General features: G+C 68.1%; 25 protein-coding genes. 10 read left to right on the top strand and 15 right to left on the bottom strand.

Annotated elements, in window-relative coordinates; translation table 11 throughout:
* The first annotated feature begins 156 nt into the window (after window positions 1-156).
* Entirely contained in the window at window positions 157-354 is a 198-nt protein-coding gene (locus E5A74_RS16450; RefSeq protein WP_135986706.1) for a DUF1289 domain-containing protein, read from the top strand.
* A 468-nt stretch (window positions 355-822) separates the two neighbouring features.
* Here the strand turns inward: E5A74_RS16450 and E5A74_RS16445 are convergent, their stop codons facing one another.
* From E5A74_RS16445 to E5A74_RS16395, 12 genes are all read right to left on the bottom strand, one after another.
* Complete coding sequence (locus E5A74_RS16445) at window positions 823-1,449, bottom strand: glutathione S-transferase family protein (protein ID WP_135986705.1); 627 nt, start codon at window positions 1,447-1,449, stop codon at window positions 823-825.
* A 62-nt stretch (window positions 1,450-1,511) separates the two neighbouring features.
* Window positions 1,512-2,375: a dienelactone hydrolase family protein gene (locus E5A74_RS16440; RefSeq protein WP_135986704.1), complete on the bottom strand. Its 864-nt coding sequence runs from the start codon at window positions 2,373-2,375 to the stop codon at window positions 1,512-1,514.
* Window positions 2,376-2,596: 221 nt separating this feature from the next.
* Window positions 2,597-3,277, bottom strand: a complete 681-nt coding sequence (locus E5A74_RS16435) for a DUF1013 domain-containing protein (protein ID WP_135986703.1) — start codon at window positions 3,275-3,277, stop codon at window positions 2,597-2,599.
* Between the two features lie 144 nt (window positions 3,278-3,421).
* On the bottom strand, window positions 3,422-4,201 hold the full coding sequence (locus E5A74_RS16430; RefSeq protein WP_135986702.1) for a hypothetical protein: 780 nt from the start codon (window positions 4,199-4,201) through the stop codon (window positions 3,422-3,424).
* Window positions 4,198-4,842: a hypothetical protein gene (locus E5A74_RS16425; RefSeq protein WP_135986701.1), complete on the bottom strand. Its 645-nt coding sequence runs from the start codon at window positions 4,840-4,842 to the stop codon at window positions 4,198-4,200. The genes E5A74_RS16430 and E5A74_RS16425 overlap by 4 nt, the downstream gene beginning before the upstream one ends.
* 119 nt (window positions 4,843-4,961) lie before the next feature.
* Complete coding sequence (locus E5A74_RS16420) at window positions 4,962-5,984, bottom strand: glycosyltransferase family 4 protein (RefSeq protein WP_135986729.1); 1,023 nt, start codon at window positions 5,982-5,984, stop codon at window positions 4,962-4,964.
* A 23-nt stretch (window positions 5,985-6,007) separates the two neighbouring features.
* Window positions 6,008-6,883: a UDP-2,3-diacylglucosamine diphosphatase gene (locus tag E5A74_RS16415; protein ID WP_135986700.1), complete on the bottom strand. Its 876-nt coding sequence runs from the start codon at window positions 6,881-6,883 to the stop codon at window positions 6,008-6,010.
* A 109-nt stretch (window positions 6,884-6,992) separates the two neighbouring features.
* Window positions 6,993-7,148 (bottom strand): hypothetical protein, encoded by a 156-nt coding sequence (locus E5A74_RS20955; protein ID WP_166745630.1) that lies wholly within the window; start codon window positions 7,146-7,148, stop codon window positions 6,993-6,995.
* Between the two features lie 269 nt (window positions 7,149-7,417).
* A complete protein-coding gene (locus tag E5A74_RS16410; RefSeq protein WP_135986699.1) occupies window positions 7,418-8,035 on the bottom strand; it encodes a glutathione S-transferase family protein in 618 nt (205 codons plus the stop codon).
* A 139-nt stretch (window positions 8,036-8,174) separates the two neighbouring features.
* The gene (locus E5A74_RS16405; protein WP_240699854.1) at window positions 8,175-9,842 is read right to left on the bottom strand and encodes a flotillin family protein; all 1,668 of its coding nucleotides are present in this window, start codon (window positions 9,840-9,842) and stop codon (window positions 8,175-8,177) included.
* Between the two features lie 37 nt (window positions 9,843-9,879).
* Window positions 9,880-10,503 carry a YqiJ family protein gene (locus E5A74_RS16400; RefSeq protein ID WP_135986697.1) on the bottom strand — a complete coding sequence of 208 codons (624 nt, stop codon included), beginning with the start codon at window positions 10,501-10,503 and terminating at the stop codon, window positions 9,880-9,882.
* An 89-nt stretch (window positions 10,504-10,592) separates the two neighbouring features.
* Window positions 10,593-11,168 (bottom strand): hypothetical protein, encoded by a 576-nt coding sequence (locus E5A74_RS16395; RefSeq protein ID WP_135986696.1) that lies wholly within the window; start codon window positions 11,166-11,168, stop codon window positions 10,593-10,595.
* Window positions 11,169-11,260: 92 nt separating this feature from the next.
* On the opposite strand from E5A74_RS16395, the gene E5A74_RS16390 reads away from it, so the two are divergent.
* Complete coding sequence (locus tag E5A74_RS16390) at window positions 11,261-11,701, top strand: hypothetical protein (RefSeq protein ID WP_135986695.1); 441 nt, start codon at window positions 11,261-11,263, stop codon at window positions 11,699-11,701.
* 147 nt (window positions 11,702-11,848) lie between these two features.
* On the opposite strand, the gene E5A74_RS16385 is transcribed toward E5A74_RS16390, so the two are convergent.
* Complete coding sequence (locus E5A74_RS16385) at window positions 11,849-12,847, bottom strand: NAD(P)H-quinone oxidoreductase (protein ID WP_240699853.1); 999 nt, start codon at window positions 12,845-12,847, stop codon at window positions 11,849-11,851.
* 77 nt (window positions 12,848-12,924) lie between these two features.
* Between E5A74_RS16385 and E5A74_RS16380 the strand changes: the two genes are divergently transcribed.
* Together E5A74_RS16380 and clpA are read left to right on the top strand one after the other, a co-directional pair.
* On the top strand, window positions 12,925-13,122 hold the full coding sequence (locus tag E5A74_RS16380) for a DUF1192 domain-containing protein (RefSeq protein WP_135986694.1): 198 nt from the start codon (window positions 12,925-12,927) through the stop codon (window positions 13,120-13,122).
* Between the two features lie 137 nt (window positions 13,123-13,259).
* Window positions 13,260-15,581, top strand: coding sequence for an ATP-dependent Clp protease ATP-binding subunit ClpA (clpA, locus tag E5A74_RS16375; RefSeq protein ID WP_135986693.1), 2,322 nt, complete (start codon window positions 13,260-13,262; stop codon window positions 15,579-15,581).
* Between the two features lie 115 nt (window positions 15,582-15,696).
* Here clpA and E5A74_RS16370 read toward each other — a convergent pair whose 3' ends face one another.
* Both E5A74_RS16370 and E5A74_RS16365 read right to left on the bottom strand, forming a co-directional pair.
* Window positions 15,697-16,047 (bottom strand): AraC-like ligand-binding domain-containing protein, encoded by a 351-nt coding sequence (locus E5A74_RS16370; RefSeq protein ID WP_135986692.1) that lies wholly within the window; start codon window positions 16,045-16,047, stop codon window positions 15,697-15,699.
* A gap of 99 nt (window positions 16,048-16,146) precedes the next feature.
* Complete coding sequence (locus tag E5A74_RS16365; protein WP_135986691.1) at window positions 16,147-16,584, bottom strand: UrcA family protein; 438 nt, start codon at window positions 16,582-16,584, stop codon at window positions 16,147-16,149.
* A 209-nt stretch (window positions 16,585-16,793) separates the two neighbouring features.
* Between E5A74_RS16365 and E5A74_RS16360 the strand changes: the two genes are divergently transcribed.
* The 6 genes from E5A74_RS16360 to E5A74_RS16335 all read left to right on the top strand — a co-directional run bounded on the left by E5A74_RS16360 (window position 16,794) and on the right by E5A74_RS16335 (window position 23,051).
* Window positions 16,794-17,969, top strand: a complete 1,176-nt coding sequence (locus E5A74_RS16360; RefSeq protein ID WP_206365894.1) for a hypothetical protein — start codon at window positions 16,794-16,796, stop codon at window positions 17,967-17,969.
* A gap of 270 nt (window positions 17,970-18,239) precedes the next feature.
* The gene (locus tag E5A74_RS16355) at window positions 18,240-19,346 is read left to right on the top strand and encodes a sensor histidine kinase (RefSeq protein ID WP_135986690.1); all 1,107 of its coding nucleotides are present in this window, start codon (window positions 18,240-18,242) and stop codon (window positions 19,344-19,346) included.
* Window positions 19,343-20,149, top strand: coding sequence for a LytR/AlgR family response regulator transcription factor (locus tag E5A74_RS16350; RefSeq protein ID WP_135986689.1), 807 nt, complete (start codon window positions 19,343-19,345; stop codon window positions 20,147-20,149). Before E5A74_RS16355 ends, E5A74_RS16350 begins: the two co-directional genes overlap by 4 nt.
* A 146-nt stretch (window positions 20,150-20,295) precedes the next feature.
* Window positions 20,296-20,640 carry a hypothetical protein gene (locus E5A74_RS16345; RefSeq protein WP_135986688.1) on the top strand — a complete coding sequence of 115 codons (345 nt, stop codon included), beginning with the start codon at window positions 20,296-20,298 and terminating at the stop codon, window positions 20,638-20,640.
* The gene (locus tag E5A74_RS16340; protein ID WP_135986687.1) at window positions 20,637-22,190 is read left to right on the top strand and encodes a methyl-accepting chemotaxis protein; all 1,554 of its coding nucleotides are present in this window, start codon (window positions 20,637-20,639) and stop codon (window positions 22,188-22,190) included. The genes E5A74_RS16345 and E5A74_RS16340 overlap by 4 nt, the downstream gene beginning before the upstream one ends.
* 111 nt (window positions 22,191-22,301) lie before the next feature.
* Complete coding sequence (locus E5A74_RS16335) at window positions 22,302-23,051, top strand: isocitrate lyase/PEP mutase family protein (RefSeq protein ID WP_135986686.1); 750 nt, start codon at window positions 22,302-22,304, stop codon at window positions 23,049-23,051.
* The last annotated feature ends 21 nt before the right edge of the window (window positions 23,052-23,072 follow it).

The following is a 23,072-nucleotide window of genomic DNA, read 5'->3' as shown; positions in this document are numbered from 1 at the left end:
CGAGCCGCGTCGCGAGGAGACGCCGCGCCGCGAACGCGGCGGCCGCGGTCGCGGGCGCAGCGACGACCGCGCGCCGCAGCGCCGCCAGGCGCAGGAAGAGCCCGATGACGGCTGGAACGGCCCCGTCCCCGACTTCCTGAACTACACGCTCGGGGCGTGAACGGACCGGCGAACGCCGGACCGGCCCCGATCCCGTCGCCCTGCACCGGCATCTGCAAGATCGACTCCGCCAGCGGCTGGTGCATCGGCTGCGGCCGCACGCTCGACGAGATCGCGCGCTGGAGCGCGACCGACGCTGCCGACCGCGATGCGGTGATGGCGCAGCTGGCGGCGCGGATGGCCTCGCGCCGGTAGGAATTCCCCCGGGGCGATTTGTAGGATTTCGCCGGCCTAGAGTCGCAAGAGTCGCGATAGAACGACTCTCCCGTTGCGCGGGCAGGAAATATAGTTGCGCGGATCGGTAGGAAGATCGACGGCGTCAAAGAGCGCGGCCGGCCGGCGCCGGGCCGGCGGACAGGGCAGCAGCCCAACTCCTACATTGCAAGCCCGGCCCGCCTTCCGGCGTTTCGATCAAGGAATCCGCGCGCTCGATCATGGCTGACCGCGCCGCCACGCAGTAAGGCGCCACCGCGATGACGAGCCGACAAGACGCTCGACACGCGGTCGCATTCCCATGTTCGCGTTCAGGATGCGTGGAAAATGTCAGACGTCACTTATTTGATCCGGCTCCGTACGATGATCGCGCTCTTCTGCATCTCAGCCGCGACCACGACGACCTTGCTCATCGCGCTCGTGCCACCGATGACCGCGTGAATTCGCGGATCAGGCCGGCGTCTTCTCCTCGACCAGCGCGTCGTCCTTCGCCGCCGCGCGGCGATAGGCCTCGCGGCCGCTGAGACGCTCGAAATAGGCCGTGAAGGCGTCGCGCCTGGGCAAGGTGCCGAACAGCACGCCCCAGCCCACCGCCGAGCCGACATAGACATCGGCGGCGGTGAAGCGATCCCCGGCGATATAATCATGCGCCGAGACTGCCTGCTCGAGCACGTCGACCGTCGTCGCGTAGGTGCCGTAGCCGAACGAGCGCGCCTGTTCGGGCGAGGGATCGAACTTGGCGAAATTGTTGGTCACCGCCTGCTCGACCGGGCCGGCGGCGAAGAACAGCCAGCGATAATAGTCGGCACGCTCGTCGGGCCGCGGCGCCAGCCCCGCCTCGGGAAAGGCTTCGGCGAGATAGGCGCAGATTGCCGCGCCCTCGGTGACGACCTTGCCGGCATGGACGATCGCGGGGACCTTCCCCATCGGATTGATCGCCAGATATTCGGCGCTCTTCATCCGCGCGGCATAATCGATGACCTCGGTGCGATAGTCCGCGCCGGTCTCCTCGAGCATCCAGCGGGCGATGCGCCCGCGCGACTGGGGGTTGGTGTAGAAAACCAGTTCGTCCGCCATCGTCTCGACTCCATGCGCTTCAGAACATAATGTGAACGAAATGCACGCCGCGCGTCAATCCGCTACAGCGCGGTCTCGAACAGATGGAGCAGCCGGCCCCAGGCGCGCTCGGCCTGCGCCTGGTTGTAGACGTCGCTGTCGGGCGGGCACCAGCCGTGCATCGCGCCCTGATAGACCTCGATCTCGGCGGGGCGTTTGGCGGCGGCGAACGCGGCGCGGAGCGTATCCTTGTCGCCGGGCGCGCGGGCATCGTCATTCTCGGCGATCGCGATCAGGAAGCTCGCTTTGGTTTGGGGGATGAGCAAATGCGGGCTGTCCGGCGCCGTGGTGGCGAGCCCGCCGCCATGGAACGAGCCGCCGGCGCGGATCCGGCCCGGGACCGCCGCGGCGGTGCGCACCACCAGCGGACCGCCCATGCAATAGCCGGTGCTGCCGATTCCGCGCTTCGGGTTCACTTCGGGCTGCTTGTCGATGAACGCCACCAGCGCAGTCGCGTCGCGGATCGTCGCCTCGGGCGTCAGCAATTTGCGCGCCTCGCCGGCCCTGGCACGGACCGCCGCCTTGTCGCCGCTCGCGGCGAGCGCGGCCGCGGTGGTCGAGCGATAGAAGGGGTTCACCGTGAGCACCGCATAGCCCGACTCGGCGAGCCGATCGGCCATTTGCCGGAACGCGGGGCGCAGGCCGTAAATGTCGGGCCAGACCAGCACGGCGGGGTGCTTGCCGCTGGCCGGCGCGACATAATACGCGTCGATGGTGCCGTCGGGGGTGGTGATCGCGACCTCGCGGCCCTTGACCGCCAGCGCGTTCGCCGGGCTGGGCAGCAGCACGCCGATGCCGACCGCCGCGGCCGCGGCGCCGAAGCCGCGACGCGATATCGCGTCCCCGAGGAAGCGCTGATTGTCGGCTTCGGTCAGATCGTCACACATGCAGCATCTCCCCTGCGCTCGCGTCGGTCGCATCGCCGAATCGCAAGACCGAAGACTAACCCGCACGCGCGACCTTCGTCATCCCCGCGAAAGCGGGAAAGCGGGGACGCGCACCGACTGCTCTGGCAGGCGCGCCGGCGCATTTCGCCGCACGCCCGGGAGATGGCCCCCCGCTTTCGCGGGGATGCCCGGCCCCGTGCGAGGGCGGCCGGACGGGCCGATCAGCTGCGGAACAGCGTCTCGGCGGTGTGCTCGATCGGGCCGGTCTCGACGCCTGCCTCGCCCGCCTCGGCGGCGTTCGCCGCGGCGGTGCGCTCGGCGCGGAGCTGCTCGAGCAGCGCCTCGCGATCGCCTTCCAGACGCGTGTCGGTCGGCGCTTCGATGCCCGCGGCCTTGGCCGCCTTGGCGACGAGCGCGTCGAGCTCGCGCTGCGAGGCGAGACCCAGCGTCACCGGGTCCTTGGGGGTGATGTTGGCGATGTTCCAGTGACTGCGATCGCGGATCGCCGCGATCGTGGTGCGGGTGGTGCCGATCAGCTTGCTGATCGCGCCATCCGAGATCTCGGGATGGTTGCGCAGGATCCACGCGATGCCATCGGGCTTGTCCTGGCGCTTCGAGACCGGCGTGTAGCGCGGGCCCTTGGTGCGGCGGATCTGCTCGGGGCCCTTGAGCATCTTGAGGCTGTAATCGGGATCGGCCTGGCCCTTCTCGATCTCCTCCATCGTCAGCTCGTGCGCGCGGACGGGATCGCGGCCGGTGAGCTTGGTCGCGGCGGTATCGTCGGCGATCGCCTGGATCTCGAGGATGTGGAGACCGCAGAACTCGGCGATCTGCTCGAACGAGAGCGAAGTATTGTCGACCAGCCAGGAAGCGGTCGCATGCGGCATCAGCGGCTGGGCCACTTTTCGTCTCCAGAAACAATAAGGGCCGCCCATCACGGGCGGCCGGTCACCGGGCTGACTTAATACCTGTTCCCTCCAAGGGCAACCTCGCAATTCCGCCGGCGGACCGGCATCCGGGCCGGATCGACGCCGGCAGCGTGCGGGTCATTGCGCCCGGCGCCCCGCCGCCGCCCGATTGTCGCGCACCGCCTGATCGCGCTGGGCGGGCGTCACGCAGACCAGATCGGAAGGGCGCGCGCCGCGCCAGACGAACCCCTGGATGCAGGTGTTGGGTCCATAGGCGCCGCGCGGATCGATCCGCGCCCGCGCCGCGCCATTATCCTGCCGCACCTGCTCGCGCGTCGCCGGCGAGACGCAGACGCGATCCCCGGCAAAGGCACCGCGCGAGACAAAGCCCTGGCGGCACTGGCCGGCGGCCGCGGGGTGGACCAGCGTCGTCCCCCGCGACAGGTCGAGCGTCGGGCTCACCGGCGAACGGATGATGCGGACCGGCGGACGGGTCGGCGGCGGCTCGCCGGCGCCGGGCCGCGCGGCGCGCGTGTCGAGCTGCACGGTCAACGCCTCGGTGCTCACCCCCGCTTCTTGCGGGACGGGGCGCGGCCTGGGGCTGGTGCAATCCCGGATCAGCTTGTCGATCTCGCGATTCTTCGCGGCGGGAACGCTGTAATCCCGGCGGATTTGCAGGAAGGGCTGCGCGTTCTCGGAGCGATGGGGGCGCTGCATGCACTGCGCGATCGCGATGATCATCGCCGCGCTGAACCGCGGCCCGTTGGCCTGCATATAGGCACGCGCCGCGGCCTGGGCGCTCTTGTAGCTGCCGCCCTGGAGGAGCGCATAGGCGCGATCGAGCTCGCGTTGCAGCGCGGCGGCGGGCGACGCGGACAGCAGCCCCGCCGCGGCGAGAGCAAGTGCGACGTGTTTCATTTCGTCCCCTCCCCTGCCGGCCCGGGCCGAGGCGGGACGTCCGCGTCGGCCTGCGGATCGGCGAGATCGAGCGCGACCGGCTCGCGCGGCTCCTCGCCCGGCGTTCCGAAATAGATCGCCGAATCGCGAACATCGGTCCGCACCGTGGTGGTGATCGTCATGCCGATCAGGATCGTGCCGAGCACCGCGAGGATGACCCCGGGCGAGGCGGTCTTGATGCTGATCGACGCGCCGCTGGCGGCGCCGCTGATGTCGTTGTCGGGGCCGGCGAGCTTGCCGAGCACGAAGGCCGAGCCCATGATCGCCATGAGCATCCCGGTCAAAAAGCCCATCAGCCGGGTCCAGAGCCGGAGCGACTGCGCGGCGGCGGCCTGGCGATAGCGGCGCGCGATGATCTCCCGCTCGAGCGCGAAATTGGCCTGGAGCTGGGCGAGCTGCTTCTGCTCCTGCCAGCTCTTCGGCCCCGCCTCGGCGCTCGTCCATGGAATGGCGATCTCGGCTTGGGGAGGATCCTGCAAGGTCGTCGCGATCGCGGAAAACCGCGCCACGAGGATCACCGCGAAGAAGAGTGCCGCAAAAACGACCGCGACCGCCATGAACGGCATCATGCGGCGCTGCCATTGTTCGTCCCCGGATCGCACCAACGCCTCCCGTTTGCGCGCGACCCTCCATGACCTGGATTGGGCTTATTGCTGCACGGTATCGCAGATATGCGCGGGGATGGCAATTACGGGCGGGCGCGGCGGGGACCGTGGCTGCGTCAGGCCGCCGCCTGTTGCCCGTCCATCGGATAGAGCGCGGCGAGGAACTGGCGGGCGCTCGCTTCCCAGGTGAAGCTGCGGCCATAGGCGGCGCAGGCTTCGCGATCGCGGGTGAGCGCCGCGGCGATCGCGACGGTGAGATCGGCGTCCATCGCGCCGGTCTCGGGCGTGAGCACGTCGATCGGGCCGGTCACCGGATAGCCGGCGACGGGGACGCCGCAGGCCAGCGCCTCGATCATCACCAGCCCGAACGTGTCGGTCTTGCTCGGAAAGACGAAGACATCGGCGGCGGCATAGGCCGAGGCGAGCTCGGCGCCGAACATCGGGCCGAGGAACATCGTCTGCGGGAAGCGCGCCTCGAGCGTCGCGCGCGCCGGCCCGTCGCCGACGACGACCCTGGTGCCGGGGTGATCGGTTTTCAGGAACGCCTCGAGATTCTTCTCGACCGCGACGCGGCCGACATAGAGCTGGATCGGCCCGGCGAGACCCTGCATCGCCGGATGCGGCGCGAGGCCGGGATGGAAATTGGCGAGATCGACCCCCCGCCCCCAATGCTTCACATGGGCGAGCCCGTGATCGACCAGCGACTGGCGGATCGACGGTGTCGAGGCGAGGATCGCCTGGCTCGGGGCGTGAAACCAGCGGATGTAGCGCCAGATCCATTCGGCGGGAACGCCCGAGCGCGCCGAGACATAATCGGGGAACTGGGTGTGATAGGCAGTGGTGAACGGCATGTCGTGCCGCAGGCACCAGCGCCGTGCGGCGACGCAGAGCGGGCCTTCGGTGGCGAGGTGGATCGCGTTCGGCCGGAACGCTTCGAGCATCGCGCCGACGCTGCCGGTGCTGGCGAGCGCGAGGCGGATCTCGGGATAGGTGGGGCACGGCAGCGAATAGAAGCGATCGGGCGAGATCACCTCGACCCGGTGCCCCTGCGCCTCGAGCACCGCCCGGACGGATTGAAGCGTGCGGACGACGCCGTTGACCTGGGGCTCCCAGGCATCGGTTACGATTGCGATGCGCACCTCGTCGGCCTCCGCCGCCTTCGTCACGCCGCCTCTAGTCTGACCTCGGATTCGGGCGCATCGCGCGCCGCCATCTCCTCGGCCCAATGGAGAATTTCCATAGTGCCGTCGTAATGCTCCACGAGCGCGGTGCAACCCTCCACCCAATCGCCGTCATTGTAATATCGCACGCCCTCGATCGTGCGCATCTCCGCCTTGTGGATATGCCCGGCGACGACGCCGTCGATGTTGCGGTGCGCCGCCTCGTGCGCGACCACCTCCTCGAACTTCGAGATGAACGAGACCGCGTTCTTGACCTTCTGCTTGGCGTATTTGCTCAGCGACCAATAGGGCAGGTTGAACATCCGCCGGACGCCGTTGAGCCAGCGGTTGAGCGCCATCATCGCCTCGTAGGCGGCATCGCCGAGATGCGCGAGCCAGCGGTGCGAGAGGGTGATCGCATCGAACTCGTCGCCATGGAGGACGAGCAGGCGCTTGCCGTCGGCGGTCTCGTGAATCGCCTGGCGCGTGATCTCGACTCCGCCGAAATGGAGCCCCGAGAACTGGCGGAACATCTCGTCGTGATTGCCGGGGATGTAGACGATGCGGGTGCCGCGCTTGGCGCGCTTGAGCACGCGCCAGACGATGTCGTTATGCGCATCGGGCCAGTAGAAGCGCTTGCGCAGCGCCCAGCCGTCGATGATGTCGCCGACGAGATACATCGTCTCGCTGTCGACATGGTCGAGAAAATCGATGAGCATCGCCGCGTTGCAGCCGCGCGTGCCGAGATGGACGTCCGAGATCCAGATCGTGCGATATTGCCGGCGCCCGCCGATGATCCGCTCGGGAATCGCCGGTTGCGTGGCGTGGAAATCGGCGAAATGCGCTGCGTCGAACGGAAGCCTGGTGATCGTTGCCATGATCATTCCCCCGCGGGAGCCTTGTCCTGCAGGCGCCTATGCCGGGCGAATGTTACAATCGGAATCGTTGGCGCCGATTTCGGCGATCGGCGCGGTTTGAGGCGACCGCTCAGCGATCGCCGCGCAGGCGCGGCTTGTGGCTCGCGACCTCTTCGGGGAAGAGCACCCGGATCACTTCGCGGGCGCCCGCCAGCCAGCGGGCCATTTCGTGCCGGGCCGCGCCGGGCGCCAATGCCCGGGGGCCGCCATAGACGGATTTGCGCACCTTCCAGATCTCCCAGTCCAGTCGTCCACGATCCTGCCGCGACGCGGGACATCCCCGCGCCCTGTGGCGTGTCAGCAACCCTGCCCTGACAATATCGGCGAACGGAGCCCGGCCGGATGCCGGCCGGGCTCCTGAGGCCCCCCTCGCGGAACCTCGGATCGCCCGACTCGTCTACGCCCGAATCGGCCCGGCGGATTGGACAGAAGCGACATCTGCGAGATCGTGCATTACTCGCCCCATGCCCCGCCGTTATGGGTCCGGCGGGCGCGCTAGTCGGTGATCGCGACGTGCCCGGGCTGCGCCGCCACGCGCGCCAGCCACGCCCGGACATGGGGATAGGGCCGGAGATCGAACCCGCCTTCCTCCGCGACATGGGTATAGGCGTAGAGGACGATGTCGGCGAGGGTCAGCCGGTCGAGCACGAAGAAGGCGCGCCGGCCGAGATGCGCGTCCATTAGCGCCAGCGCCGCCTCGCCCGCGGCGACCTTGGCGGGCAGCTGGGCGCGCTGGAGCTCGCTGAGATTGTCCTCGCCGACGAGCGTCCGCCAGAAGCGCACGGTCGCGATGTTGGGCTCGTGATTATATTGCTCCCAGAACAGCCAGCGCAGCATATCGGCGCGCTCGAAGCGATCGGCGGGGATCAGATCGCTGCCGTCGGCGAGATACCATGCCGCGGCGTTGCTCTCGGGCAGGAAATCGTCGCCGAGCTGGAGCACCGGGATGCGGCCATTGGCGTTCACTTCGCGCAGGAACGCCGCGGTGCGCGTCTCGCCCTCGAGGATGTCGTACTCCCGCCGCGCGAGCGGCATCCCGACATGCGCCGCAGTGAGGCGAATCTTGTAGCAATTCCCCGACAGCGCATATTCGTGCAGGACGATCGGACCCATGACGCTTCCCCCTCTGCTGGTGCCGCGGCTTTCGCCGCCGGTCCGGGCGCCGTCAAACAAATAGCCGGCCGCGGATGATAAGGTCGGCTTATCGCGACCCGAACGATCCTCCCCGCGAGGGGGAGGATCGGCAGGGTGATTATTCCGCGGCCTGCACCGGCGGCTGGGGCGGCGCGGGCGCCGCGATATCGGCGGCCGCGCTCGCCACCAGCGTGTCGAGCGAGCTGCCGTCGAAGCCGAGCTCCTTCATCAGCCCGTCGATCACCGGCGCCTGCGCGCGATAGCGCAGCGCCGCCGAGACGGCCGCGTTGGCGAGGTTGCGCTCGCCGTCGCCGTCGTTCGCGGCGCCGGCCATCGCGCTGCCGCCGCGCCCGGTGAGCCCGTCGACCTGGACGATCTTGATCGAATCGATCGCCTCGAGCGGCTTCGATGCCTCGCGGATCATCTCGGGGAGCACCTTGAGCAGCGCCATCTTGGTCTGCAGCGAGACCTGATCCGACGACAGGATGTTCGCCGCCTCGTTGACCGCGCGCTGGCCCGCCGCCTCGACCTCGAAGCGGACGCGATCGGCGTCGGCGCGCAGCTTGGCGGCCTCCGCCTCGCCCTCGGCGGCGAGACGCGACGCCTCGGCGCGGTCGGCGGCGGCGGCCTTTTCGGCCTCGGCCTGGACCTTGATCCCGATCGCCGCGCGCTCGGCCTCGCGGGCGGCGTCGATCAGCTCGATCCGCTTCTGGCGCTCGGCGACCTCGGCCTCGCGGGCGGTGCCGACGCGCTCCTCGGCGACCACCGCCTCGGCGCGCGCCTCATCGGCCTTGGCCTTGGCCTGGCTCTCCTCACGGCTCTTGTTCTGCACCGCGATCTGCTGCTCCTGCCGGGCGAGCTCGAGCGCCTGGGTCTGCGCGATCCGCGCCTCCTGCACGGCGCGATCGGCCTCGATCTGCTGCGCGTCGACGAGCTTCTTGGCCTCGATCCGCGCCTGATCGGCCTCCTGCTGGCGCAGCGACTGCTCGCGCGCGACCTCGGCTGCCTGCGCAGCGCGGCGCATCTCGACCTCGCGTTCCTGCTCGAGCCGGGCGAACTCGGTATCGCGGCCGATCAGGAAGGACTGGCGCTGCGCCTCGAGATTCTTGGTCTCGATCTGGACGCGGGTGTCCTGCTCGATGTCGTTGCGCGCCTTCTTGCGCAGCTCGATCTGCTCGGTGAGCTTGGTCAGGCCCTCGGCGTCGAACGCGTTGTTGGCGTTGAAATGCTCGATCGAGGTCTGGTCGAGACCGGTCAGCGACACCGATTCGAGCTCGAGCCCGTTCATCGCCAGATCGACCGACGAGACCTGCTGGACCTTCTGGACGAACTCGCTGCGCTGCTCGTGGAGCTGCGCCATCGTCATCCCCGCGGCGACCGAGCGCAGCGCGTCGACGAACTTGCCCTCGACCAGTTCCTTCAAGGCATCGGGGTGCATCGTGCGCAGGCCGAGCGTCTGCGCCGCGGTGGCGATCGCCTGGGCGTCGGGCTTCACGCGGACGTAGAATTCGGCCTTCACGTCGATGCGCAGGCGATCGAGCGTGATCAGCGCGTCGCCGGCCTTGCGCTCGACCGCGAGGCGGACGGTGTTCATGTTGACCGGCATCGTCTCGTGGAACACCGGCAGCACCAGCGCGCCGCCGTTGATCACCACCTTCTCGCCGCCGAAGCCGGTGCGGACGAAGCCGATCTCCTTCGAGGCGCGCTTGTAGAGCCGCGCGAGGGTGAGCCCGAGGATGAGCAGCGCCGCGAGCGAGACACCGGCATAGATCAGATAGGGAAGCATCGAAATTGCTCCTTGGGGCACGAGATCGTTCATCGATTCAGCTTTCGAGACGCGGCAAATGGAAATCGCCGCGGGAGATGGCACGGAACAGCTCGCCCTCGCGCCGGACGAGCAGCACCTGTTCGCCCTCCTCGAAGGTCTGGCCGCCGCGATCGGGCTCGACCATGACGTAATGCGCCTGGCCGTGATGATCCTCGGCGCGGGCGCGCGCGGGCGAGCCGAGCGTGGCACGGCCGGTGACGACCTGCGCCGATCGCCCGATCAGCGCCTCGAGCGGCACCGCGGTGGTGTGATCCCGCGGCAGGATGCGCGCGAGCCCGCGCGCGGCGAACCCGGTGACCGGCAGCGCGGCGAGCGCCACCGCCGGCACCGCGATCCACGCCTCAAGCGGCGCGCCGGTCCAATCGACCATCGCCTGCTGCACCATCAGCCCCCCGACGCCGAAGACGGTGAGGAACAGGACGATCAGCATCAGCAACGGCAGCCGGCCGATGCCGAGCCAGCTCAGCAGATTGAAATCGGCATCGGCGTGCAGATGCGCGTCGAAATGGCCGCCGGCATGATCGCCCAGACCGATGAGCTGCACGACGCCGATCAGCAGCATCAGGACGATCGCCGTGACGAACACGACATTCTCCGATGCGCCAATAAAACCAAGCACGTCCCATCCCCCGATTCGAGCGCAATTCTAGGACTGGATTACGGGCTGCCCTAGCGAAATCGGTCGGTGATTGATGGTTACTGGCGCGCCTAGAGGATGCCGAGCGCTTCGCGCTGCCGCACGATCGCGCGGTGATAGAGCCAGCCATAGAGCGCCACCGCGGCGACGTAGAGCCAGCCCCAGGCACGCGCCCAGAACGGGAAGAAGAAGCCCTTGCGGAGATCGCGGCCGACTTCCTGCATCAGCTGCTCGTTCCCGGCATCGATCAGCGGCGTCTCGACCAGCTCCCAGCGATTGTTCGAATAGAGCACGAAGCCATATTCCGAATACGAGGCGAAGGGCATGCCGAGGAAGCTCCACTCCCGCACCGAATAGCCGAAGCGCGGACGCTGATAGCCCGGATCGATCCGCGCGGGCGGGGCGCGGCCGGCGAGGACGAGTAGCTGATAGAGCCGCTCGGCCTTGGTGGGCGCGCGCGGAACATGGACGCCGTAGCGGCTGACGAGCATCTCGAGATTGGAAAGGACCTCGCCCTGCCCCTCGGGCAGTGCCGCCACATCGGCGACGGCGCGGTGCTGATCGCTGAGCACCCAATCGCGATTCGACATCAACAGGATGACCGCCAGCACGGCGATCAGCGCGCCCCCAAAGACATTCCGCAGCATCGTTCCCCCCGATTCGGCCGCAACTTAACAAAGTCTTGCCGCGAGGCCAGCCGGCGGGCGCGTCCTGCTATAAGACTCGCAGGAGCGACCGGATGACTGTGCAAGATCTCTACGAGGACCATCGCGAGCTGTTCAGGATCGGCGAGAAGCTGATCGAGATCGCGAGCAGCGAGCCGCCGCGCATCACCGCGCTGATCGCGGCGCGCCGCGAGATGGCGCAGGCCGTCGCGCGGCATCTCGGCAACGAGGCCCGGCTGGCGCTGATGCCGCTGGGCGCGAGCGGCGACCCCTATGACCGCGCGCTGGCGCGGCGCTACACCAGCGACCTGCTGGCGATGCGCCAATCGGGCATCGCGCATATGGGCCAGTGGACGATGGAGGCGATCCTCGCCGATCCGCGCGAATATCGCCTCGCGGTGCGCGGCCAGATCCGGATGATGGCCGCCCGCCGCGAATGGGAAGAGACCGAGTTCCTGCCGGCCGCCGAGCGGCTCGCGGCCGGGCAGCGCGAGCCGCTGCGCGCGGTGGGGTAAAGCTAATAAATCCTTCCTCGCTTCAGCGGGGGAGGTGGCGCCGAAGGCGACGGAGGGGGCCTCTCCCCGAGCGACGTCGCCAGCGGAGATGCCCCCTCCGTCAGGCTGCGCCTGCCACCTCCCCCGCTAAAGCGAGGGAGGAACAGCTTACTCCACGCTCAGCACGATCTTGCCGATATGATCGCCCGATTCCATCCGGCGATGCGCGCCGGCGGCGTCGGCGAGGGGGAAGGTCGAATCGATCACCGGCTTGAGCCGCCCCTGCTCGACATGCGGCCACACCGTCCGCGCCAGCTCGTCGGCGACCAGCGCCTTGAAGGTGTCGTCGCGTGCGCGCAGCGTCGATCCGGTGAGGACGAGCCGGCGGCGCATGACCTGCCAGAGCGGGATCGTCGCCTCGGCGCCGCGCTGGATCGCGATCGAGACGTGCCGCCCCTCCTCGGCGAGGCATTCGAGATTGCGCGGGACATAATCGCCGCCGACCATGTCGAGCACGATATCGACGCCGCGGCCGCCGGTGATGTCCTTGACCCGGGCGACGAAATCCTCGCTGCGATAATTGATCGCCTCGGCGGCGCCCGCGCGGCGCGCGGCATCGCATTTGGCGTCGGAGCCGGCGGTGACGAGCACGGTCAGCCGGAACAGCCGCGCCAGCGCGATCGCCATCATCCCGATCCCGCTGGTGCCGCCATGGACGAGCAGCCAATCGCCATCGGCGGCATAGGCGCGCTCGAAGACATTGGTCCACACGGTGAACAGCGTCTCGGGGATCGCCGCCGCCTCGACCATCGACAGCGAAGCCGGCACCGGCAGGCACTGGCCGACCGGCACCGCGACATATTCGGCATAGCCGCCACCGCCGACCAGCGCGCAGACCCGCTGGCCGACCAGCTCGTGCGCGACCTCGGCGCCGACCGCGACGATCGTTCCCGCCACCTCGAGCCCGAGGATCCGCGGCGCGCCGGGCGGCGGCGGATAGACTCCCATGCGCTGCATCAGATCGGGGCGGTTGACCCCGGCCGCGGCGACGCGGACGAGCACCTCGCCCGCGCCCGGCGCCGGAACCGGGCGACGGACGGGAACGAGAATTTCGGGACCTCCGGGCTGGTCGGGATCGATCGCCAGCATCGTTTCGGGGACGCTCATCGGTTGATCGCTTTTCGCCCTCGCTGCAAACCCGACGTCTTATTGACATCGCCCCTGCCACGGTCAACGTTCGCGGCATGGACGCCGACGAAAATCTGCCGCGTCGCAAGGACGATCTCGTGGTCCAGCTGGGCAAGCAGGACCTCGACCCGCTTTCGGTCGAAGAGCTGGGCGAGCGCATCGCGCTGCTCGAAAGCGAAATTGCGCGCTGCAAAAGTAAAATTCAACGCGCCGTTAACCACCGCGCAAGCGCGGACGCTCTATTTAAGAGATGAGCGTGACGTGCACCGGAGCTGGTCCGTACGCCAACATCTCCGGTGCCTGGCCGCTGCGCTTGATGCGGGGCCTGCCGATACCGACATTGTCGGAAACGGGCCTTGTATCCTTTCGGGCCCACTGGAGTTGTACCTGAATGCCTAGTTTCGCCTCCGCCCTCGAATCGACCCTGCACAAGGCGCTCGAAGCCGCGAGCTCGCGCCGTCACGAATATGCGACGCTCGAGCATCTGCTGCTCGCGCTCGTCGACGACGAGCATGCGAGCAAGGTGATGAGCGCGTGCGGCGTCGATCTGGGCGAGCTCAAGAACACCGTCGCGCATTATCTCGACACCGAGCTCGAGGCGCTGAAGGTCGATTCGGCGACCGACCCGTCGCCGACCAGCGGCTTCCAGCGCGTCGTCCAGCGCGCGATCCTCCACGTCCAGTCCTCGGGCCGCGACGAAGTGACCGGCGCCAACGTGCTCGTCGCCTTGTTCAGCGAGCGCGAGAGCTATGCCGTCTATTTCCTCCAGCAGCAGGACATGAGCCGGCTCGACGCCGTGAGCTTCATCTCGCACGGCGTCGGCAAGGGCGCGACGACCAGCGAGACGAGCACGCCCAAGGGCGCCGAGGAAGAGAAGGCGACCAAGTCCGACAGCAAATCGGGCAAGGGCGAGAGCGCGCTCAAGCAGTTCACCGTCGATCTCAACGAGAAGGCGAAGAACGGCAAGGTCGATCCGCTGATCGGGCGCTCGGCCGAAGTCGATCGCACCGTGCAGATCCTGTGCCGCCGCTCGAAGAACAACCCGCTCTATGTGGGCGATCCAGGCGTCGGCAAGACCGCGATCGCGGAAGGGCTCGCGCGCAAGATCGTCGAGGGCCAGGTCCCCGACGTGCTCAAGGAAGCGGTGATCTACTCGCTCGACATGGGCGCGCTGCTCGCGGGCACGCGCTATCGCGGCGATTTCGAGGAGCGGCTCAAGCAAGTCGTCTCGGAGCTCGAGAAGCTGCCCCACGCGGTGCTGTTCATCGACGAGATCCACACGGTGATCGGCGCGGGCGCGACCAGCGGCGGCGCGATGGACGCGTCGAACCTCCTGAAGCCGGCGCTGTCGGGCGGCTCGATCCGCTGCATCGGGTCGACCACCTACAAGGAGTTCCGCAACCATTTCGAGAAGGACCGGGCGCTGCTCCGGCGCTTCCAGAAGATCGATGTCAACGAGCCGTCGGTCGAGGATACGGTCAAGATCCTCGCGGGGCTGCGCTCGGCGTTCGAGCAGCACCATTCGGTGAAATACACCCCCGACGCGATCAAGTCGGCGGTGGAGCTGAGCGCGCGCTACATCAACGACCGCAAGCTGCCCGACAAGGCGATCGACGTGATCGACGAGGTCGGCGCGATGCAGATGCTGGTGGCGCCGTCGAAGCGCAAGAAGGTGATCACGCCCAAGGAGATCGAGCAGGTCATCGCGACGATGGCGCGCATCCCGCCGAAGAGCGTGTCGACCGACGACACCCGCGTGCTCGCCAATCTCGACACCGATCTCAAGCGCGTCGTGTTCGGGCAGGACAAGGCGATCGAAGTGCTCAGCTCGGCGATCAAGCTCAGCCGCGCGGGTCTGCGCGATCCCGACAAGCCGATCGGCAATTATCTGTTCTCGGGCCCGACCGGCGTCGGCAAGACCGAAGTGGCGAAGCAGCTCGCCGAGCTGCTCGGCATCCCGCTCCAGCGCTTTGACATGTCCGAATATATGGAGCGCCATTCGGTGAGCCGCCTGATCGGCGCGCCTCCGGGCTATGTCGGCTATGATCAGGGCGGTCTGCTCACCGACGCGGTCGACCAGCAGCCGCATTCGGTGCTGCTGCTCGACGAGATCGAGAAGGCGCATCCGGACCTGTTCAACATCCTGTTGCAGGTGATGGACAACGGCAAGCTCACCGACCACCACGGCAAGACGGTCGATTTCAGGAACACGATCCTGATCATGACCACCAATGCCGGCGCGTCGGACATGGCGCGCGAGAGCATCGGCTTCGGCGAGAGCAGCCGCGAGGACGTGCAGGAAGAGGCAGTGAAGAAGCTCTTCACCCCCGAATTCCGCAACCGCCTCGATGCGATCGTGCCGTTCGACTATCTGCCGCCCGCGGTGGTCAGCCGGGTGGTCGACAAGTTCATCCTCCAGCTCGAGCTCCAGCTGGCGGACCGCGGCGTCCACATCCAGCTCGACGACGAGTCGAAGACCTGGCTCACCGATCGCGGCTATGACAAGCTCTATGGCGCGCGCCCGATGGGCCGCCTCATCCAGGAGAAGATCAAGCAGCCGCTCGCCGAGGAGCTGCTGTTCGGCAAGCTCGTCCATGGCGGCGAGGTCAACGTCAAGCTCAAGGACGGCGTGCTGGTCTTCGAGACCATCCCGGCGGCACCCAAGCCCAAGAAAGGCGGCGGCAAGAAGGCGGTGAAGGTCGACGCGAAATAGGTTTCGCCACGTCGGAAAAGAGCGGGCCCGGAGGCGACTCCGGGCCCGTTTCTTTTCCCCGGATCGTCATCCGGCGGACGCCGCGACCCCGGACGCGGATCGGAGGCCGATCTCGTCAGGCCCGCGCCGTCTGCCAGTGCGGATAGGTGACATAGGCGGTCACCGCCCCTTCCGCATGCGAGCGGATCGTCACGCGCTCGCCCTTCGGCATATAGACGATCTCCCCCGGGCCGGCCGTGACCGTGCCGGCGGCGCTCGACACCGACAGCCTGCCCTCGAGCACGATCATCACATCGTCGACCGCGAGCGTCTCGTCGATGCTCTGATCGGGGCCGTAGCGGCCATAGCCGATGGTCACCGGGCCGCCCTGGCGCTGGTCGACCACGTTTCCCGCGAACACGTCTGCATCCTGGCCCGGCGAGCGCGCGAAGACGGCGTCGGCGATGGCGATCTTGCGAACCGGCATGAATATCCTCCGTCATGCGCCGTCGGGATCGGAGACGGCGCGGACGCCCGGGCCGGGCGAAGGCATCGACGCGCTGGCCGGGCGAAGGTTCAATCGCCGCTAATAGCGATGCACCACCGGCGGCGCGGCGTTCTGGACGATCACCACGGTGACTCCGCCGGCGGGCGGCAGGGACGGCGCCACGCGATAGCCCGCCGCGACCGGCGCCGCGCAGCCGCGCCAGCGGCACGCCTCGCGCTGGGCGATCCGCGCCTCGGCCATGCGGCGCATCCAGACGTCGCGGTCGACCGCCCGGGCGACCTGACCCTCGGTGCTCGCCCAGGCTTCGTCGCGGCAGGCGCGGTCGCTGCCGCAGATGCGATTCACCGCGCGGCCGATCCGCGCCGCAAGCACGTCCATCCCGGCCGGGGTGGAGAGATCGAGTGCCGACACGTCGACACGCAACGAACGCCACTCGCGATCGCGCCACGACTGCGCCGCGGTCGCCCCGGGAAGCGAAAACGCGCAAAGAACGACAAGACCGGACAGGATTCTCATGGCTTGATCCTTGGCCTATGCTGGATCATAACATTGCCATAACGCTCGCTGAGCCTCTCGGGTCGCACCGGTCTCACGCGCCGACTTGTCCCATTCTCGGACATAACTGGCACGCATGGGGCGGTGTATTGTTTTCATAGCACAGTTTCGTTGCGCTGGCGTAATGCCGCGCACTTTCGGGCCGGGAGCTGCCCGCGGGGAGGTTTCACATGCACAGGGTAAGAACGCGGCTGCTCGCCGCGGGGACGATGTTGGCTGCGCTCGTCGGGGGCAGCGCGGTGATCGCGCAGAGCGGCGATGCCGCGCCCGAGGCGCGCTATGTGATGGACGCCGGCACGATCGCCGGGATGATGGGCCAAGGCGACCAGCACGAACTGACGCTCCGGCTCGGCTCGCGGCTCGCCCCCACCGGCGCGCCGAGGGCGGACCATTTCATGCCCGCGGGCGCGAAGCTCGGCGCTTCGGTGCCGCTCGAGACGCCGACCCGCGAAACCGGCGAGCTGCCCGACAATTTCCAGCGCCCCAAGGGCCGGCTGCTGCTCTATTGGGGCTGCGGCGCCAAGGCGGGGCCGGGCCAGCCGGTGGTGATCGACTTCACCAAGCTGGCCAAGGGCGCGATGCCGCCGGGGCTGTTCTCGACCCGCGTGCCCGCCGACCCCGGCCCGACGCTCGCCAATAGCCGCACCTATGGCCATTGGCCCAACGGCCAGAAGAGCAAGAGCATCAGCGGCCAATCCTCGCTGATCGGCCAGCATCGCATCGCCGGCAGCTACAGCCCCGAGATCGCCTTCGGGCTCGATCAGGACTTCATGGCCGGGCTGCGCACGCGCTCGAGCGCCAATGCCGACGGCTCGCTGGGGCTCAGCTGGCAGGGCCTCGGCAACGCCACCGGCTATCACGCCTGGATGATGGGCGGGAAGGACATGGGCCAGAATGGCGGCGACATGGTGTGGTGGAGCTCGTCGGCGACGCAGGAATTCGGCGGCGGGCTGTGGAGCTGGCTCGCCCCGGCGACGGTGACCCGGCTGATCGGCCAGAAGGTGGTGATGCCGCCATCGCAGACCAGCTGCACGGTTCCCGCCGAGGTCAAGCAGGCCGCTGGCGGGATGCTGATGGGCTTTCTCTATGCCTATGGCCCCGAGGCGAACTTCGCCTTCCCCGAGCGGCCGAGGGACCCGAAGATCGCGTGGAAGCCCAAATGGACCGCGCGCGTCCGCTATCGCTCGATGGCGACGTTCATGCCTGGCATGCCGAGCATGTCCGACATCATGAGCGGCCGCGGCGGCGAGGAAGCCGGCGAGCAGCAACCGCAGGAAGCGCCGAAGAAGTGCAAGCCCAAAGGCTTGGGCGGGATGCTGAAAAAGGCGGCCGGCGTCGGCTGCTGAGGTCGGAAAATCCTCCCCCGGAAACCGGGGGAGGTGGCATGCGACAGCATGACGGAGGGGGGCCTGTCCTCAAGCGACGTCGCCCGCGGAGAGGCCCCCTCCACCACTTCGTGGTCCCCCTCCCCCGCTGCGCGAGGGAGGATTTGGAAACCCGCGATCGCGGGCGGACGCGAAACGGGTCCGGCTCATCCAGCGCGCCTCTTTGCCGCGTCTCGTCTTGAATGTTAGAGGGGCCGCGTGGCCAAGACAGTGCAAACCGCGGAGCGGCTGATGTCGCGATCGCCCGCCAAGCCGGGTATGTTCGCGCGCCCTTTCTTCGAGGACAAGAGCCGTGCCTTCTGGGTACTCCAGGCCGCGGGGTGGAGCGGCTATCTGCTGCTGCGCATGGTCTCGTCGATCTCGAACGGGCTTTCGGTCGAGGGACTGATCAAGAACATCATCGAGGCGATCGTCGGCTATTGCCTGACGCTGCTGCTCTCGACGCTTTACGGCTATTACCGCCGGCTGCCGCGGATCACCGGCATCCTGCTGACTTTCGCGACGCTCGGCGCCGCCACATTGGTCTATGCGGTGCTCGAGGCGTTCACCTTCTCGTTCACCGCGGCCGAGCCCGGCGTCACGCTCAGCCGGGTGCTCGGCTATGTCTTCCTCAACTTCACCGTGCTCGCGGGCTGGTCGGCGCTCTATTTCGGGATCAATTTCTACCTGATCGTCGAGCAACAGATCGATCAGATGCAGCTGCTCGAGAACCAGGCCTCGTCGGCGCAGCTGGCGATGCTGCGCTACCAGCTCAACCCGCATTTCCTGTTCAACACGCTCAACTCGATCTCGACGCTGGTGCTGCTCAAGCAGACCGAGCGCGCCAATGTGATGCTCAGCCGGCTGTCGTCGTTCCTGCGCTACACGCTCGCCAACGAGCCGACCGCGCACGTCACGCTCAGCCAGGAAGTCGAGACGCTCAAACTCTATCTCGAGATCGAGAAGATGCGATTCGACGAGCGGCTGCGCACTCATTTCGACGTCGATCCGCGCGTGTCGAAAGCGCGGCTGCCGTCGCTGCTGCTCCAGCCGCTGGTCGAGAATGCGATCAAATATGCCGTCACGCCGCAGGAGGAGGGCGCCGATATCACCGTCACCGCTCGGCTCACCGGAGAACGAGTGCAGATCGCCGTATCCGACACCGGCCCAGGATTGATCGAAAGCAAACCCCGGCCGACTCTCTCAACCGGCGTGGGGCTCGCCAATATCCGGGAGCGGTTGGCGCAAGCCTTCGGCTCTGATCATCGTTTCGAGACGAGAACGAAACCCGGGGAAGGTTTCAGCGTTGAGATCGAAATACCGTTCCAGCTTGAGGAACCGAACCGAGAGGCCGCATGACCATCCGCACCATCCTCGTTGACGACGAACCCCTGGCGATCCAGGGGCTCGAGCTCCGATTGCAGGAGCATGAGGATGTCGAAATCATCGACAAATGCTCCAACGGCCGCGAGGCCATCCGCGCAATCAAGACCCACAAACCCGACCTCGTTTTCCTCGACATCCAGATGCCCGGCTTCGACGGCTTCTCGGTGGTCCAGGGGCTGATGGAAGTCGAACCGCCGCTGTTCGTCTTCGTCACTGCCTATAGCGATCATGCCATCCGCGCCTTCGAGGCGCAGGCAGTCGACTATCTGATGAAGCCGGTCGAACCCGCCCGGCTCGCCGACACGATCGAGCGCGTCCGCCAGCGGCTGACCGAGAAGCGCGGCGTCGAGGAAGTCGAGAAACTGAAGGAAGTGCTCGCCGAAGTCGCCCCCGAGGCGGCCGACGAGATCGCCACCTCCGACAGCAGCACCGAAATGGCCTCGAACCGCTTCGAGAAGCTGATCAACATCAAGGATCGCGGCCAGATCTTCCGCGTCGACGTCGACACGATCGAGCGGATCGACGCCGCCGGCGATTACATGTGCATCTATACCGGCGACAACACGCTGATCCTGCGCGAGACGATGAAGGATCTCGAGAAGCGGCTCGATCCGCGGCGCTTCCAGCGCGTCCACCGCTCGACGATCGTCAATCTCGACCTCGTCCGTCAGGTCAAGCCGCACACCAACGGCGAATGCTTCCTCGTGCTCGATTCGGGCGCATCGGTGAAGGTCAGCCGCTCGTATCGCGACGTGGTGGCGCGCTTCGTCCACTAAACACCGCCCAACCCGTCATCCCGGCGAAAGCCGGGATGACGGGCGAGGGCGCGATACGGCCTGAGACCCCGGCCTGCGCCGGGATGACGGTCGGAATTTCGCTCCAAAGCGGACCCAACCCACGCCGCGCCTCCTAAAATGAAGGGATGCGCGCCGCTGATCCCTGTGAATCGAGCGACCCGCCGCGATCGTTGCGCCTCGGCGTGGCGGTCCAGGCGGCGCTGTTGCTCGCCACCGGGCTGCTCGCCTTCACCCCGCCCGCGCACGGGCTGATGCTGCTCGTGCCGCTCGGGCCCGGCGGCGCCGGATCGGTCGAGGCGCTGATCGACGCGAGCGGCGCCACCCGCGTCGCGATCGGGCCGCTGCCCGGCTCCTTCTATGTCGAGGGCGCCCGCGCGCGCCTGCTCCCCGCCGCCATGGCGCGCGGGGTCCTGTTGTTCAGCGGCCGCCCGCGCCTGTGCGGCCCCTTCCCGGAAGCCAGCACGTCATGACCGAACTCTCGCTCGATTCGATGCGCCGCACCGGATTGCGGCTGCTCGCCGCGATCATGGCGGCGATGGCCTTCGCCTCGCTGGCCGGCGGCATGCTGCTCGGCATCTCCGAGAGCGCGACCGGCGTGCTGCTCGCGCTGGCGCTGCCGGCGTGGCCGGCATGGCTCGCCTTCAACGGCCGCAACGATCCCGCCTCGCGGATGATCGTCACCATGACGATCGTCGCGCAGCCCGCGGTGATGCTGTTCCTGTTCCAGGGCCAGCCCTGGCAGGTCGACCTGCACATGATCTTCTTCGCCGCGCTCGCCGCCACCGCGGTGCTCTGCGACTGGCGCGCGCTGATTGCCGGCGCCGCGGTGGTCGCGGTCCACCATCTGCTGCTCGGCATGCTGGTGCCCGACTGGGTGTTCCTCGGCGGCGGCGGCATCGGCCGCATCCTGCTCCACGCGGTGGTGCTGATCGCCGAGACCGTCGCGCTCGCCTTCCTCGCTGCCAAGATGGCGGGGCTGATCGACGCGCTCAACGCCGAGACCGCGCAGCGTGCCCGGGTCGAGGCGGCGACCGCGACCGAGCGCGCCGCGCAGGCCGACGAGCTCAAAGCGGTGATCGCGACGATCAGCACCAGCCTCGAGGCGCTCGCCGAGGGCGATCTGACCCGCGGCATCCGCAGCCCGCTGCCCGCCGCCTATGCCGCGCTCGAAGGCCATTTCGACGCGATGGTCACCAGCCTCAGCGCGCTGATCGGCGCGGTCGGCCAGGGCGCCGACACGATCCGGCTCGGCTCGGACGAGATCGCCACGGCTTCCGAGGACCTCGCGCGCCGCACCGAGGCGGCCGCGCACAGCCTCGAGGCGACCAACGAAGCCGTGGTCCGCATGGACCAGCGGCTCAAGGCCACCGCCGCCGCGGCCGAATCGGTCGTCGCGCGCGCCGATCAGGCGATCGCGACGGTGCGCGACAGCCGCGCCGTCGCCGATGCCGTGGTCCAGGCGATGGGCCGCGTGTCGGAAAGCGCCAAGGGCATCGACGACGTGATCGAGGGGCTCGACAAGATCGCCTTCCAGACGCGCGTCCTCGCGATGAACGCCGCCGTGGAAGCGGGGCGTGCGGGTGAAGCGGGCCGCGGCTTCGCGGTGGTCGCCGACCTCGTCTCGGCGCTGGCGATGCGCGCCGAGGAAGAGGCCAAGCGCGCCCGCGACCAGCTCAGCGTCACTCAGTCGGACATCGGCGAGGCGGTCGACGCGGTCGAGAAGGTCGACAGCGCGCTGAGCGGCATCTCCGAGGATGTCGGGCAGGTCCATGGCATGCTCGGCGGGATCGCCGCCGACAACCAGAACCAGGCGGCCGGGATCGAGCAGATCACCCGCAGCATCAAGACGATCGACGAGACCACCCAGCAGAACGCCGCGATGGTCGAGCAGACCTCGGCCACCGCGCGCAGCCTGACCAGCGAGATCGGCGCGCTGGTCGACAGCGCCGCGCGCTTCCGCGTCGCCGCCGCCGCGCGCCGCGGCGCGCCGGCCCGCGGCTACGCAGCAAGCGTGCATTGACCGGCTCTCCCCCTCCACAAAGCGGAGGGGGACGCCATTTTATCGCCAGATCCCGCTAGCCTCCCGCTGGTTTCGCGACTAGAACAATAAGCGAACATCAGGAGGCATTCCATGGCGAGGTTCGAGTCTTTCGCGGCGCTGCACATCCCCGGCAATCCGCTGATCCTGTTCAATGTCTGGGACGCCGGATCGGCGAGGGTCGCCGCGCAGGCCGGTGCCAGGGCGATCGCCACGGGCAGCGCCTCGGTCGCCACCGCGCACGGCGTCGGCGACGGCGAGGATCTGTCGCTCGAACTCGCGCTCGCCAATGCCGAACGCGTCGTCGCGGCGGTCGACCTGCCGGTCACGATCGATTTCGAGAGCGGCTATGCGCAGGACGGCGCGACGCTCGCCGCCAACCTCGCCGCGCTCGCCGCCACCGGCGCGATCGGATGCAATTTCGAGGATCAGGTGATCGGCGGCGAGGGCATCCACCCGATCGAGGTGCAGGCGCAGCGAATCGCGGCGGCGCGGCGCGGCGCCGGCGCAGACTTCTTCCTCAACGCGCGCACCGACATCTTCCTGCAGGCGAAACCCGATACGCATGATCAGGCCAAGACCGACGCTGCGATCGAACGTGCGCATGCCTATGCCGAAGCGGGCGCGAGCGGCTTCTTCGTCCCCGGGCTGGCGAATCTCGACTTGCTCGCGCAAGTCTGCGCCGCCTCGCCGCTGCCGGTGAACTTCATGGCCTTTCCCGGCGCACCGTCGGCGAAGGACGTCGCCGCGGCGGGCGTCGCGCGGATCAGCCACGGCCCCTTCCCGCACATGCTGGCGCTCAAGGCGTTCGAGGACGCGGCGCGCGCGGCGTTCGCCGATTAGGCGGCTGCCATGAATTCGATT

Origin of the sequence: Sphingomonas naasensis (assembly GCF_004792695.1) — a bacterium.
Classification (GTDB): Bacteria; Pseudomonadota; Alphaproteobacteria; order Sphingomonadales; family Sphingomonadaceae; genus Sphingomonas; species Sphingomonas naasensis.
The sequence above is the reverse complement of the archived record's forward strand: the minus strand, read 5'-3'. Positions and strand labels throughout refer to the sequence as shown.